The 13,560-nt window shown below is 66.9% G+C and carries 13 protein-coding genes; 10 read left to right on the top strand and 3 right to left on the bottom strand.

Translation table 11 applies throughout. From position 1 onward, the window contains the following. Positions 1-726, bottom strand: a 726-nt coding sequence (locus tag AC1DY5_RS19695; RefSeq protein ID WP_478114016.1) for a HAMP domain-containing protein, incomplete at its 3' end; no start/stop codon positions are given. 202 nt (positions 727-928) lie between these two features. On the opposite strand from AC1DY5_RS19695, the gene AC1DY5_RS19690 reads away from it, so the two are divergent. Beyond that, positions 929-2,056, top strand: coding sequence for an adenylate/guanylate cyclase domain-containing protein (locus AC1DY5_RS19690; RefSeq protein ID WP_478114015.1), 1,128 nt, complete (start codon positions 929-931; stop codon positions 2,054-2,056). 14 nt (positions 2,057-2,070) lie between these two features. Here AC1DY5_RS19690 and AC1DY5_RS19685 read toward each other — a convergent pair whose 3' ends face one another. After that, on the bottom strand, positions 2,071-3,465 hold the full coding sequence (locus AC1DY5_RS19685) for an HET domain-containing protein (RefSeq protein ID WP_478114014.1): 1,395 nt from the start codon (positions 3,463-3,465) through the stop codon (positions 2,071-2,073). 10 nt (positions 3,466-3,475) lie between these two features. Beyond that, the gene (locus AC1DY5_RS19680) at positions 3,476-4,222 is read right to left on the bottom strand and encodes a GntR family transcriptional regulator (protein WP_478114012.1); all 747 of its coding nucleotides are present in this window, start codon (positions 4,220-4,222) and stop codon (positions 3,476-3,478) included. Between the two features lie 158 nt (positions 4,223-4,380). Here AC1DY5_RS19680 and AC1DY5_RS19675 point away from each other — a divergent pair, with 158 nt between their 5' ends. The 9 genes from AC1DY5_RS19675 to AC1DY5_RS19635 all read left to right on the top strand — a co-directional run. Beyond that, positions 4,381-5,271, top strand: coding sequence for a dihydrodipicolinate synthase family protein (locus AC1DY5_RS19675; RefSeq protein ID WP_478114010.1), 891 nt, complete (start codon positions 4,381-4,383; stop codon positions 5,269-5,271). A 37-nt stretch (positions 5,272-5,308) separates the two neighbouring features. Then, entirely contained in the window at positions 5,309-6,289 is a 981-nt protein-coding gene (locus AC1DY5_RS19670; RefSeq protein ID WP_478114008.1) for a Bug family tripartite tricarboxylate transporter substrate binding protein, read from the top strand. A 94-nt stretch (positions 6,290-6,383) separates the two neighbouring features. Further along, positions 6,384-7,382 (top strand): dihydroxyacetone kinase subunit DhaK, encoded by a 999-nt coding sequence (locus tag AC1DY5_RS19665; RefSeq protein ID WP_478114006.1) that lies wholly within the window; start codon positions 6,384-6,386, stop codon positions 7,380-7,382. Then, entirely contained in the window at positions 7,382-7,978 is a 597-nt protein-coding gene (locus AC1DY5_RS19660; protein ID WP_478114004.1) for a DAK2 domain-containing protein, read from the top strand. The genes AC1DY5_RS19665 and AC1DY5_RS19660 overlap by 1 nt, the downstream gene beginning before the upstream one ends. A gap of 52 nt (positions 7,979-8,030) precedes the next feature. Then, positions 8,031-8,903 carry a branched-chain amino acid ABC transporter permease gene (locus tag AC1DY5_RS19655; RefSeq protein ID WP_478114002.1) on the top strand — a complete coding sequence of 291 codons (873 nt, stop codon included), beginning with the start codon at positions 8,031-8,033 and terminating at the stop codon, positions 8,901-8,903. Between the two features lie 10 nt (positions 8,904-8,913). Then, on the top strand, positions 8,914-10,737 hold the full coding sequence (locus AC1DY5_RS19650) for a branched-chain amino acid ABC transporter ATP-binding protein/permease (protein ID WP_478114000.1): 1,824 nt from the start codon (positions 8,914-8,916) through the stop codon (positions 10,735-10,737). Between the two features lie 93 nt (positions 10,738-10,830). Then, positions 10,831-11,961 (top strand): ABC transporter substrate-binding protein, encoded by a 1,131-nt coding sequence (locus tag AC1DY5_RS19645; RefSeq protein WP_478113998.1) that lies wholly within the window; start codon positions 10,831-10,833, stop codon positions 11,959-11,961. Between the two features lie 26 nt (positions 11,962-11,987). Beyond that, positions 11,988-12,740 (top strand): ABC transporter ATP-binding protein, encoded by a 753-nt coding sequence (locus AC1DY5_RS19640; RefSeq protein ID WP_478113996.1) that lies wholly within the window; start codon positions 11,988-11,990, stop codon positions 12,738-12,740. 20 nt (positions 12,741-12,760) lie between these two features. Next, positions 12,761-13,560 (top strand): FAD-binding oxidoreductase (locus AC1DY5_RS19635; protein ID WP_478113994.1); only part of this gene is annotated, 800 nt, incomplete at its 3' end.

The raw sequence follows: 13,560 nt of genomic DNA, 5'->3' as shown, positions 1-13,560 counted from the left end.
CATGTGGTTCATCTGGTCGGCGAGCGCTCCAAATTCGTCACGGTTGGGCACCGAGATTTTGCGCCCGAAATTTCCCGCCGCGACTTCGTCCAGGAAATCACCCGCCGCACGCACCGGGAGGATGAACGACCACGAGATCACGAATCCGCACAGCCAGGCCAGCAGCACGGCGCTCGCGGCGAAGATCAGGGTCAGGATCAGCGACCTGCGGTTGGCGGCGCCGACGCTTTCGCGCAGCCGTGCCATGCGGCTCTGCTCCACGTCGACCAGCTGGTTCATGCGCAACGCGATCTGCGCGTCGAGGCGCTCCTCGCGCTGGAGAAGATCGTTCGTGATGTCCCCGAGCTTGCCGTCGCGAATGGCATTCGCGATGTCGGCGACCACGCTCATGGCGTCGTCCTGCGAAGCGCGGATCTGGTCGATCAGGCCCTTCTGCCCGGCGGCCGTGGCGGTCTCCAGCTTGGCCAGCGACTCGTTGAAACGGTTGTTCTCGCGCAGGATGCGCTCGATGGCGGCCTCGTCCTTCGACAGCAGGGCCAGTGCCGTGAAATGCATCTGCCGGTCCAACGCATGCTGGCTCTGCTGCGCCCAGCTGACGCGCTCATGCGCCTGGTCGAGCAGGCGGCTCTGCCCGGTGGTGTTCACGAGGACGAGCAGGCTGGCGACTGCCATCGCGATGAACAGCAGCGTGATGATCAGGAAGGCCAGCAGCAGCTTGGTGTGCACCGAAGCGCGAATCCGCGCCACCCTCTCCACCAGTGAGGCAAGAGGTGACTGCTTCAAAAGCCGTGTAACAAGCTGTTCAAGTTTGATGGCCAGGCTCCGGTCAAGGGCCGAATGGAGCGCAATGCCACCGCGAGTCACGAGCGAGCGCGCCTTGTAGAACCACCACGAAGCCGCTACATTTTTTGTCTCGGGAGAATTGACGGTGAGAAACCCTCCACGCATCCTCATCGTCGACGACAACGCGACCAACGTCAAGATTCTGCAGGCGCGCCTGGGCAGCGAGGGCTATGAGGTCGTCTCCGCCGCCGACGGCCTCGAGGGCCTGAGCGCGGCACGCGAGCTCACGCCGGACCTGATCTTGCTCGACCTGATGATGCCCAAGCTGGATGGCATCGAAGTCTGCCGGCGCTTGCGGGCCGACCCCGACTTTCCCTTCACGCCCATCATCATCGTGACGGCGATGGCCGACCTGAAGGACGTCGTCGCCGGCCTCGAGGCGGGCGGCGACGAGTACCTCACGAAGCCGGTGGACCATGYGGCGCTCGCCGCCCGCGTGCGTTCGATGCTGCGCATCAAGCGCCTGCACGACCAGGTCGAAGCGCTGGTCGCGCAGGTGAAGGATTGGAACGCATCTCTCGAACGCCGCGTCAGCACCCAGGTCGCCGAACTCGAGCGCGTCGGCCGGCTCCGGCGCTTCTTCTCGCCGCAACTGGCCGAACTCATCGTCAGCGGTGACGCCGAAGACCCTCTGCAGAGCCATAGGCGGGAAATCACCGTGGTGTTCCTGGATTTGCGCGGCTTCACCGCCTTTGCCGAGAGCGCCGAACCGGAGGACGTGATGGGCGTGCTGCGCCAGTACCACGCGGCGACCGGCGAGCTGATCCTCGCGCACGAGGGAACGCTCGAGCGTTTCACCGGCGACGGCATGATGGTTTTCTTCAACGATCCGGTGCCCATTCCCGACGCCGCCGAGCGCGCGGTGCGGATGTCGCTGGCGATCCGCGAGCGGGTCGGCTCGATCGCCCAGACCTGGCTGCGGCGCGGCTATTCGCTCGGCCTGGGCATCGGCATCGCCCAGGGCTTCGCCACGATCGGCGCCATCGGTTTCGAGGGGCGCTGGGACTACGGCGCGATCGGCACCGTGACCAACCTCGCGGCGCGACTGTGCGGCGAGGCCGAGGGCAACCAGATCCTGATTTCGAGGCCGGTCTATGCCCAACTGGAGTCGCTGCTCGACGTCGAGCCGCCGAAGGCGCTCAGCTTGAAGGGATTTCAGCGTCCGGTCGACTGCTTCAGTGTGCGTGGCATGAAGGCCGCAGGCCCGGTGTGAAGCGCAGGGTTCCGCTACGCGATGTCGACCGGCTCGCCCACATCCGCCACGGTCCCGACAAACACGCCGACATCACGGAAGCGCCTGACGCCACCGGGTCCCTTTTCGAGCAGCAAGGCCGGCGCCCCATGGACCCATCGCACGTTGAGGGGGACGACGATGTCCAGCTTCGCGGCATCGTCGTGCAAGGACTGCGCAAACACCAGGCCGGGTTCACATTCGATGGCTGGTGACGCACCGTCGAATCCGGCATCGCGCAGCCGGCGGAATGCGCGCTCACCGGCATCGCGCGCATCGAAGGACGCGGCGTCGATGCCGAGCCATTCGGAGATGAACTCCTGCGCCTTTTCATCGACTCTGCCTTGGCGAAGCAGCGCCATATCCTCCAGGCGGAGTTGCGTCGAAGTCAGGCTGCCGCGTTGGCCGGATCCAAAGCAGTGCCACATGATCGGCGTGCGCAACGGGCCCTGCGACGCCGGCCGCCAACTTCGCCCTGCGACCTTGCTTCGCGGTGAAACGGCATATAGGTACGAGAAGTCTCCCTTGGCTTCGCAGGCGCGCAGGAACGCCTCGAGCGCGGAGACTGGAGGCTCATTCGATGTTCGCTCGGCGGGCACCCGCTCCACGATGCCGATCATCGCGTCATAGCGGTCGTCGGCATTCTTGAACTCGCGCCCGCCCATGCCGGACAGGACCTGGAATACCGGGCGCTCGAGATACTCGCCGATCTGCCAATCGGCCAGAAGATCCTGCAGGGCGTCCAGGCGCGGGTGCAGCGCCTTGAGAGCGAAGGCGTCGACGCCAAGCGCGCGTTCACGTTCAACCATGAACTGGCCCAGTCCATTGAGCAGATCAAGCGCCGAGAGCGACGCGCGTCCGCCCTCGGCAATGAAGTGCATTGCTTGGCTGTTGAGAATCTCCTGGTAGGTCCAGGCCCGTGCCACCCAGTCGTCGGACTCGAAGAGATCCAGTTCGAGCAAGTTGCGATCGCCTTGCGCAAGCCGCTCGAGCACGGGCGCGCATGCAAGAGACAGCACGGCCACGACCTGCGATGCGTTGCGATAGATGGCTCCCAGCCTTCGCAGGCACTCTCGTCGGGCCGGTCCCGACAGCGGAACGCAAAACGCATCGATCCACAGTGCTGAAGGAGAAAAGGATGCGATCACGGCCTCCGCGGCGCTCAGAGCGCGCACCGACATTGCGTTGAGAGGATCGAGAGGATGAGGCCCATAGGCGTCGCCCCAGGCATACGACACACAGGTGTACGCGAGCGCCTCGCCCTCGCCCGGCGTGTCGCGCCAGTCGCCAAGCCGCCATTTCACGCCGCCGATCACCAGCGCACCGGCCACCGCATCGTTCTCGTTCGCCCTGAAGAGCAGGCGGAACGAAGCCGCGGCATTCGACATCATCGAACCTCCCCTAGACTGACCCCGGTAACTGCCCCACGCGCAGCATGCCGGCAAGCACCCGGTGCTTGGATTGTTCGATGTGCGACATCATGTGCGCCAGTGCGCCATCGCTGTCCTTGGCGGCGAGCGCGTTCAGGAACTCGAGGTGCTCGCGCATCGCGGGTACTACCTGCACCGGACGCATGGAGTCGGCGTCGTAGCGGATCAGGCGCACGTGCAAGCTGTTGACGCGGTAGATCTCCGACAGGATCTCGTTGCCAATCGAGTCGACCATCGTGTCGTGAAGGCCCCAGTCCACGACCTGGGCGTCCTTTTCGAGCTGGGCGTCGGGATGGGGCTTGAGCGCGCGGTCCAGGATCGCCTGGTGGTCGGCGATGAGCTTCGCGATGGTCTCGTCGCTCGCGACCCGCGCGAAATGGACCACGGCTTCGCGCTCCACCATTGCCCGCACCTGCCAGGCGTTGCGGATCAGCTTCATGTCGACACTGGCGATCTGCAGGCCCCGCTTCGGCACCGTCTTGATGAGGCCGGCCGCCTCCAGGCGAGGCACCAGCTCGCGCACCGCGGCGAGCGGCATCTCGAGCAGCTCCATGAGCTCTCGCTGGGAGACGAACTGCCCGGGCCGGATGCGCGCATCGATGATCTGCTGGCGAAAGCCCTCGTAGGCGCGGCTGCGCTGGTTCACCGGCTCCGGTTCGAGGCCACTCGGCACTGGGCGTTTGGTCGGTTCGGAGCGTGCAATGGCAGAGGTGTTCATGGCGATGATGGTACGTGTCGCAGGTGCCGCGGCGGCGGCGAAGGTCGCCCAGGGTAAATACTAGCATCCATCTGACATGTTAGTCGGGGTATAGTTGAACCTCAGCACGACATCAGTCGCCATTCTCATCGTTTTCATCGCACACCGGAGCACTTTTCATGGGTCTTGATCTCACTGGCGTCATTCCGCCCCTCGTCACGCCGTTCACCGCCGATGGCAGCATCGACGAGGCTGCCTTCCGCAATGTCATTCGCTTCAACCTCGACAAGAAGGTGCACGGCGTCTGCCCCGGCGGCAGCAGCGGCGAAGGCCACACGCTGACGATCGATGAGTTCAAGCGCCTGATGGAAATCACGGTGGAAGAAGTCGCCGGCGCCGTGCCGATCGTCGCCGGCATCATCTCCAACAGCACGCGCGACGCCATCAACCGCGCCAAGGCGATCTCGCACCTGCCGATCGCCGCGCTGCAGGTCACGCCGGTCCACTACCTGTTCAAGCCCGACGAAGATGCGACCTTTCGCCACTTCAAGGCGCTGACCGAAGCGGTCGACATTCCGGTCATCATCTACAACGTCGTGCCGTGGAACTACCTGAGCCCGGCCCAGATGATTCGCCTGATGAAGGAATTGCCCGGGGTCCAGGGCATCAAGCAGAGCCAGGGCGACCTCAAGCTGATGGCCGACCTGCTGCTCGGCGTGCCGAAGGGCTGCAAGGTGTTCTCGGCCGTCGACGCGCTGCTGTATTCGTCCTTCGCCCTGGGCGCGCACGGCACGATCGCAGCCACCCCTGCGGCCTTGCCTGGCGTCTGCGTGGCGCTGTGGAATACCGTGCAGGCCGGTGACCACGTCAAGGCGCTGGAGATGCACAAGTCGATGCTGGCGTTCTGGAACGCGGTGATCGGGGACAACCTGCCGGCGAACCTGAAGACGACCATCACGCTGCAGGGATGCAACGCCGGCCTGCCGCGGGCGCCGATGCCCCCCACCAGCGACGCCCAACTGGCCCGGATCAAGGCCGCCCTGGACGACGTGCTGCGCTTCGAGGCCTGAGGCCTCGCCCCCCTATTCTTGGAGACAGGTGAACAAGATGAACATCAATCGTCGGCAGATCCTCCATTTCGGCGCCGTCGCCGCTGCCAGCAGCGCGTTCGGCATGCCGGCCTGGGCCCAGGGCTTTCCGAGCAAGCCCGTGACGCTCGTGGTGCCCTTTGCGCCCGGCGGCAACACGGACATCGTCGCCCGCACCGTGGCCGTGGCGCTTGGCAAGGTACTGGGCCAGTCGGTGGTGGTCGACAACCGCGCGGGCGCCGGCGGGTCGATCGGCGCGGCGCAGGTCGCGCGCGCCGCGCCGGACGGCTACACGCTACTGCTCTGTGGCGCCGGCGTGGTGGTCACGGTCCCGGAAATGGTCAAGACCAGCTACAGCCGGTCGAACTTCGCGCCAATCGGCCTGGTGAACAAGAGTTCGATGGTGCTGCTTTCGCGCAAGAACGACACCCGCTTCAAGAACTTCAAGGAGTTCGCGGCCTACGCCCGTTCTGGCGAGGGCAAGCTGACCGCCGCGCATTCCGGGCCCGGCACGCCCAACCACCTGGCACTGCTGCAACTCGAGAGCCTGCTCAAGACCAAGTTCACGATCGTCAGCTACAAGGGCTCGGGTCCGGCGCTGGTCGATCTGATCGGCGGCCAGGTCGACGTGCATTTCGACCAGGTCACCAGTTCCCTGCAGCACATCAAGGGCGGCACGCTCCAGCCGCTCGCGGTATTGGGGCCGGTGCAGGACCCGTCGCTTCCCGGTGTCCAGACCGTCGCGGAACTTGGCTTCGGCGAGATCGACGGCACGACCTATGTCGGGGTGCTCGCGCCCAGCGGAACGCCCAAGGACGTGCAGGACAAGCTGGCCGCTGCGCTGGCCCAGGCAGTCAAGGACCCGCAGACGGTGAACAGCGCCCGTGAACTCGGCAGCGTCGCCATGTCCAGCACGCCGCAGGAGTTCGCCCGGATCCTCGACGCCGAGTACGCACTGGCCACCCAGGCCACCAAGGACGGCCGCCTCAAGGCCGACTGAGCCCCTTGACCCACGCAGGCGCCGGGCACAAGCCCGCGCCGGCTCCGCCGTGCGCGCCTGTGCGCGCAAGCGTCCCGAACAGACGAAGACAACCGTGAAGAAAATCCTCAACGACCCCAACGCCTACGTCGACGAAATGCTCGACGGCATGTGCCTGGCCCACCCGGAACTGCAACGCCGCGGGGATGGCGGCCGCGTGGTCGCGCGCAACAGCGGCGCCGTGCCGGGCAAAGTGGGCATCGTCACCGGCGGCGGCTCGGGCCACCTGCCGGTATTCCTCGGCTACGTGGGCGACGGGCTGCTCGACAGCTGCGCGGTCGGCAATGTGTTCGCCGGCCCGCGCATGGACGACTGCATCGAGGCGATGCGCGCGGCCGATGGCGGCGCAGGCGTGTTGCAGCTTTACGGCAACTACGGCGGCGATCGCATGAATTTCGACATGGCGGCCGAGATGCTCGAACTAGAGGGCCTGCCGGTGGCCTCGGTGCGGGTCTGCGACGACGTGGCGAGTGCGCCGACCGCGCAGCGCGAAAAGCGCCGTGGCGTCGCCGGCCTAGTCCTGGTCTACAAGGTCGCCGGCGCCAAGGCCGCTGCCGGAGCGAGCCTGGACGAGGTGGCCGCGCTGGCGTGCAAGGCCAATGACGCCTGCCGGTCGATCGGCGTTGCGCTCAGTCCCTGCGTGGTGCCCGAATCCGGCAAGGCCTCCTTCGCCATCGGCGAGCAGGAGGTGGAGTTCGGGATGGGCATTCACGGCGAGCCAGGCATCTGGCGCGGGCCGCTCAAGCCGGCCGACGCCCTGGCCGACGAGATGCTCGAACACGTGCTGCCGGAACTCGCGCTGGCGCAGGGCGACCGCGTCGCCGTGCTGGTCAACAGCCTGGGCGCGACGCCCGCCGAAGAGCTCTACATCCTTTATCGCCGGGTGACGGCAGTGCTCGCAGGCCGCGGCGTGAGGATCGCGCGCTCGCTGGTGGGCCGCTATGCGACGTCGATGGAAATGGCGGGGGCATCGCTGAGCGTGATGAAGCTCGACCCGGAACTGGAAGCGCTGCTGGCCGCGCCGGCCGACTGCCCCTTCTGGAGCGTGCGCTGATGCTCGACGCCGCCACGCTGGCCGCCGCCCTGCCCCGCTGGTGCGCGGGCCTGCACGCCTGCGCCCCCGAACTAAATACGCTCGACGGCCGCCTCGGCGACGCCGACCTGGGCGCCACGCTCGACAAATGCGCCGCGATGGTCGAGCAGGCGCTGCCCGATCTGCCGGAGGCGCTGGAAGGCATCTTCAGGCGTTGCGCGCAGGCGACCGCCAAGGCGTCGGGGTCGAGCTTCGGCACCCTCCTCACGGTTGCGCTCATGACCTGCGCCAAGCGATGCGCAGGCAGAGACCGGATAGGCCGCACGGAACTCGCGGCCATGCTGGCTGAAGTGGTCGCGACCCTCGCGGCGCGTGGCGGCGCCGGCCTGGGCGACAAGACCGTGCTCGACGGCCTCGACGCCATCCAGGTCGCATTGGCCGCGTCGCCCGAAGGCGCCGACGGCCGCAGCGTCGCCAGCGCCGCGGCGCGCGCCGCGCTCGATGCCTTCCGCGACAAGCCCAACCGCATCGGCCGGGCGCGCATGTTCGCGGAGAAGACCATCGGGATGGACGACCCCGGCATGGTCGCGCTGCTGCGCATGGTGGACAGCCTGTGATTCATTCGGCACCCGGACCCCACCGCGTGCGAATCCTTTCCGGAGACAAGACATGCTTGGACAAGTGATCGTCAGCGGCCTCGCGATGGGCTGCATCTATTCCCTGATCGCGCTCGGCTACGCCTACGTGTGGAACACCATGGCGATCGTCAACTTCGCGGCCGGCGAGTTCCTCACCTTCTCCGCCTTCGTTTTCGTCGCCACCTTCACCACCAGCCTGCACCTGCCCTTCTGGCTCGCGGCGATCCTGACGGCGGTGGTGATGGCGGTGCTCGGCGCGGTGTTCTCGCGCCTGGTGTTTGCGCGCCTGCAGCGCCAGAAGGCGCTGGTCGCCATCATCGCCACGGTCGGCTTCGGCATCTTCCTGAAGGAGATGGCCCGCATCATCTACGGCCCCGAACCGCTGCTCTACGCCAGCCCGTTCGGCGACGGAGTGGTGACGGTGGGCGGGGTGCGGGTTCCGGTGCAGCAGCTCGTGATCATGGCGGTGGTCGTCGTGGTGATGGCCCTGCAGTACCTGGTGCTGCGCTACACCACCATCGGCAAGGTGATGCGCGCCACCGCGCTCGACCGGGAGACCGCGCTGCTCATGGGCATTCCGGTCAATCGCGTCCTCGCCGGCACCTTCGCCTTTGCGTCTGTGCTGGCCGCGCTGGCCGGCATCCTGCTCGCGCCGCTGTTCTACGTGACGACCGAGATGGGCACGCTGGTGGGCCTCAAGGGATTCGTCGCGATGATCATCGGCGGCTTCGGCAGCGTCCCGGGCGCGATCCTCGGCGGCGTGCTGCTGGGCGTGATCGAGAACGTCGGCGCCTTCACGATCTCGTCGACCTACAAGGATGCGATCGCCTTCGGCCTGCTGCTGGTGTTCCTGCTCGTCCGTCCCCAGGGCCTGTTGCCCGAGCGAAATGCCGACCGCGCCTGAGGAGCCCGCCATGAACCCCAACTGGATGCGCCCCGCGGCGTGGATTGTCGTCCTCGCGGCACTCGCCATGCCGATCGCACTGGACCTCAACAGCTACTACCTGCACGTCCTCAACCTGGCCTGGATATTCGCGATCGCCGCGCTGGGGCTTCAGGTGGCGACCGGCATCACCGGCCAGATCGTGCTCGGCCAGGCAGCCCTGGTGGGCTTCGGGGCCTATGCGACCGCGCTCTTCATGATGCGGCTGTCATGGCCCTGGTTCCTCGCCCTTGCGGCATCGATGGCGCTGGCCGCCGCCGTGGGCGTCGTGCTGGGCGCCGTGAGCACGCGCATCAAGGGCCACTACCTGGCGATCGTCACGCTGGCGCTCAACGAGATCTTTCGCATGGTCGCACTCAACGAGGAATCGCTGACCGGCGGTCCGATGGGCATGCGCGACATCCCGACCTTGAGCATTCCGGCCCTGGGCGACAACATCGACCGGCAGCTGTACTTTCCCTTGCTGCTGCTGTGCTTCGCGGCCTACGCCGTCACGGTGTTCTTCCATCGTGCCCGCACGGGGCGCAGCATGCGTGCCGTGCGCGACGACGAGATCGCCGCCGAAGCCATGGGCGTCGACTCGGGCCGCGTGAAGACGATTGCCTTCGTGGTGTGCAGCGCGTGGGCGGCCCTGGCCGGCGGCCTGTACGTGCTGCTCGTGGGCTTTGCGGCACCGAGCAACTTCACGGTGTTCGAGAGCATCAAGATGATGCTGATGGTCGTGCTCGGCGGGCTGGGGTCGATCGCCGGCACCTTTCTGGGCGCGGTCGTGATCACGGTCCTGCCCGAGGCGCTGCGCGGCCTGCAGACCTACTACCTGGCCGCCTTCGGGATTGGCGTGGTCGTGATCCTGCTGGTCGCGCCGCGGGGCCTCGGCGTCGTCGGCGACTGGCTGCTGGGCTCGTTCCTGACCGGCAAGCGCGAGCCGGTGGGCGAAGCGCCTTCGACGCCCCTCAATCTCAGCGTCGCGGCAGCGGCTGCGTCATCCGCGCTCGGTGCCCGTGCCCCGGTGCCCGCCGGCGCCGAGGCCTTGCTCAAGGTGCGAGGCGTCTCGCGCAGCTTTGGCGGCGTCAAGGCGCTCAACGACGTCGAGTTCGATGTCCGGCGCGGCGAGATCCTCGGGCTGATCGGACCCAATGGCTCGGGCAAGTCGACCATGATCAACGCCTGTTCCGGCACGGTCGGCGTCGAGGGCGCGATCGAACTGGGCGGCGAGCGCATCGACAAACAGGCCCCATGGACCATCCATGGCAAGGGCGTGTCGCGCATCTTCCAGAATGTCCGGCTGTGGGAATCGATGACGGTGCTCGAGAACGTCATGGTGGCCCACCGTGCGCCGCTCGACCAGGCGGGCTCGCGCGAGGAGCAGAGCCGCAAGGCCGCCCTGGAAGCCCTTGCCAGCATGGGCGTGGCGCATCTGGCGTACCGCCGCGGAGGCGACCTGTCCTTCGGCCAGAGCCGGCTGGTCGAGATGGCGCGCGCCATCGTCAACAAGCCCAAGCTTCTGCTGCTCGACGAACCCGCAGCCGGGCTGCGCGGCGGACTCATTCTGGAACTCGCGCAGATCCTGCAGCACTTGCGGGCGCAGGGCATGTCGATCCTCGTGGTCGAGCATCGCATCAAGCTGGTGATGAATATGTGCGACCGGGTGGTCGTGCTCAACCTGGGCGACAAGATCGCCGACGGCAGCCCCGCGGAGGTCATGAATTCGCCGGCGGTGATCGAAGCCTACCTGGGCGAACGGATCCCGGAAGAGCCCACTCCCGAACTGGCGCGCGAGCCCGCTCCCGCTTGAGATCGGCATCGCAAGAAGCCTTCCCTTCCCTTCCCTTTCCTTCCCTCGGTTTTCAACAAGCGCGTACTGCGCCATCTACAGGAGACATCAGCCATGAAGACATCTTCCATCCCGTTCTCGCGCGCCGGCTGGCTCGGGGCCGCCGCGCTGGTCCTGTCGGCTCCGGCCATGGCCGATGCACTGATCGGCGTGTCGCTGCCCCAGACCGGGCCCAAGGCATTGGTCGGGCGCAACTTCAAGCAGGGCGTGGAACTGGCGGTCAGCGAGATCAACGCCTCGGGTGGCGTCCTGGGCAAGCCGCTGGAAGTGCTGTTCGAGGACGACCAGGGCGACAACCCGAACGGTGCCATCAACGCCGTCAACAAGCTGATGCAGGTCAGCAAGGTGCCGGTGATGATCGGCCCCCACTATTCGGTCACCCAGATGGCCACACAGAAGACCTACTGCACCGGCAAGGTGGTGTCGATCACGGGCGGCACCTCCGTGGCGATCACGCACAGCGGATGCAACTACGTGATGCGCACCCGCTCGGACGACGATGTGCAGGCCAAGGCGCTCATCGCCTACGCCCGCAACGAGCTCAAGGCCGGGGAAAAGACCGCGGTCTTCTACGCCAACGACGACTTCGGCAAGTCGGGCCAGGCCCGTGTCGTGGCGCAGATGGCGACGCTGGGGCTGAAGCCCGTGGCGGTGGAGAGCCACAACCCGAGCGACAAGGACTATTCCGCCCAGCTCGCCAAGCTGCAGAAGTCCGGCGCCGAACTGGTGATCCTGTGGGCGCACGACACCGACGCGGCATTGATCCTGCGCCAGGCCAAGCAGTTCGGCCTGCCCTTCAAGTTCGCCGGTGCCGTGCTCTCGGAAGACGCCTTCCTGAAGCTGGCGGGCAGCGCGGCCGAAGGCTCGATGAGCGCGTCGTACTTCGTGCCCACCGATCCCAATCCCGCCGTGCAGGCCTTCGTCAAGAAATACGAGGCCCGCTACAAGATGGCGCCGGACGTGTGGTCGGCCACCTACTACGACGCGACCATCCTCGCCGCCAAGGCAATCAACGAGGCCAAGTCGGCCGATGTCGAGAAGATCCGCGCCGCGTTCTCCAACGTGCGCTACAGCGGCCTGCTGGCCGACTACAAGTGCGACAAGGCGGGCGACTGCAACCAGCAGGTGAACATCGTCGAGATCAAAGACGGCCAGCCGGTCGTGCGCTCGGCCGTGAAGTTCTGACGCAGCGCGCGCACGCGAGGACAGCCATGATGCAAGCGGATCTGCCCCCTTCGGTGATCGCCGAGCGCCCGGAGCTCGAGCTCGCGCACGTCGACGTGTTCTACGGGAAGGTCCAGATCCTGTTCGACCTGTCGATGCGCGCCTACCACGGCCAGATCGTGGCGGTGATCGGCGCCAACGGCGCCGGCAAGTCGACCACGCTCAACCTGATCGTGGGTCGCCTGAAGCCGACGGCCGGCCGGGTCGACTACTGCGGCCAGAGCATCCACGATCGCTCGGTCGAGCAGATCGTGGCGTCCGGCATCGCCTGCGTTCCGCAGCGCCGGCGCATCTTCTCGACGCTGAGCGTCAAGGAGAACCTCGACGTCGGCGCCTACGTGCGGCGCCACGACAAGGGCGCGGTGAGCGAAACGCTGGACGAGGTGTACGAGTTGTTCCCGGTGCTCAAGCGCAAGTCCAGGGAGATGGGTGGGGTGCTTTCGGGCGGCGAGCAGCAGATGCTGGCGATCGCCCGCGGCCTGATGGCCGGACCGCGCATTCTGCTGCTCGACGAACCCTCGATGGGGCTGTCGCCCAAGCTGACCACGGCGATGTTCATGGACATCCGCCGCATTGCCCGCGCCGGCCGCACCGTGGTCATCGTCGAGCAGAACGCGTTCGCCGCACTCAGCGTCGCCGACCACGGCTACGTCCTGGAGGGCGGGCGCATCGCCCTGGAGGGCACCGCCGCCCAGTTGCTGCACGACGACCACGTGCGCGACGCCTACCTCGGCGCCTGAACATCAACCCAGAGTCAACGATGGCCTTCAACAAATCTCTCGAGGACACCGCGCGAGCGGTCAAGTCGCTCCTGCCCGAGTTCCGGTCGATCTTCGGCGAGCGTGCCGTGACCTCGGCCGCGGTGCGCGCGCACCACAGCCACGGCGAAGGCCTGCCCGATCCGGGGCAGCCCGACCTCGTGCTGTTCCCCCTGACGAACGAGGAAGTGGCCGCGGCGGCGCGGCTTTGCCACCGCGCCGTGGTGCCGATCATCGCCTTCGGCAGCGGGACGTCGATGGAAGGGCACGTGGCGGCGATCCATGGCGGCGTGTGCATCGACATGTCGCGCATGGACGCCGTTCTGGAGGTGTCGACCGATGCGATGGATTGCCGCGTGCAGGCCGGCGTGACGCGCGAGCAGCTCAACGAGCACATTCGAAGCAGCGGACTTTTCTTCGCGGTCGACCCGGGCGCCAATGCCTCCCTGGGTGGCATGGCGTCCACGCGGGCATCAGGAACGGCGGCCGTGCGCTACGGGACCATGCGCGAAACGGTCATGGGCCTGACGGTGGTGACTCCTGACGGGCGAGTCGTTCGCACCGGCACGCGCGCGCGCAAGTCGGCATCGGGCTTCGACCTCACGCGCCTGTACGTCGGCAGCGAGGGGCTGCTGGGCATCATCACCGAGGTGCAGCTGCGCCTGTTCGGCCTGCCGGAGCACGTAGTCGCGGCGGTCTGCCAGTTCGACAGTCTCCGCGCCGCGATGGACACGATGATCGCCACGCTGCAGCTGGGCGTGCCGGTCGCGCGCATCGAGCTGCTCAACGACGTGCAGATGGA

Source organism: Variovorax sp. P4_D9 (assembly GCF_056401695.1).
The sequence above is the reverse complement of the archived record's forward strand: the minus strand, read 5'-3'. Positions and strand labels throughout refer to the sequence as shown.

Bases quoted from the DNA above. Each gene is read 5' to 3' on its own strand.
- AC1DY5_RS19650 (WP_478114000.1), top strand. From the start codon at position 8,914: ATGAACCCCAACTGGATGCGCCCCGCGGCGTGGATTGTCGTCCTCGCG.
- AC1DY5_RS19675 (WP_478114010.1), top strand. From the start codon at position 4,381: ATGGGTCTTGATCTCACTGGCGTCATTCCGCCCCTCGTCACGCCGTTC.
- AC1DY5_RS19660 (WP_478114004.1), top strand. From the start codon at position 7,382: ATGCTCGACGCCGCCACGCTGGCCGCCGCCCTGCCCCGCTGGTGCGCG.
- AC1DY5_RS19655 (WP_478114002.1), top strand. From the start codon at position 8,031: ATGCTTGGACAAGTGATCGTCAGCGGCCTCGCGATGGGCTGCATCTAT.
- AC1DY5_RS19670 (WP_478114008.1), top strand. From the start codon at position 5,309: ATGAACATCAATCGTCGGCAGATCCTCCATTTCGGCGCCGTCGCCGCT.
- AC1DY5_RS19645 (WP_478113998.1), top strand. From the start codon at position 10,831: ATGAAGACATCTTCCATCCCGTTCTCGCGCGCCGGCTGGCTCGGGGCC.
- AC1DY5_RS19640 (WP_478113996.1), top strand. From the start codon at position 11,988: ATGATGCAAGCGGATCTGCCCCCTTCGGTGATCGCCGAGCGCCCGGAG.
- AC1DY5_RS19680 (WP_478114012.1), bottom strand. From the start codon at position 4,222: ATGAACACCTCTGCCATTGCACGCTCCGAACCGACCAAACGCCCAGTG.
- AC1DY5_RS19685 (WP_478114014.1), bottom strand. From the start codon at position 3,465: ATGATGTCGAATGCCGCGGCTTCGTTCCGCCTGCTCTTCAGGGCGAAC.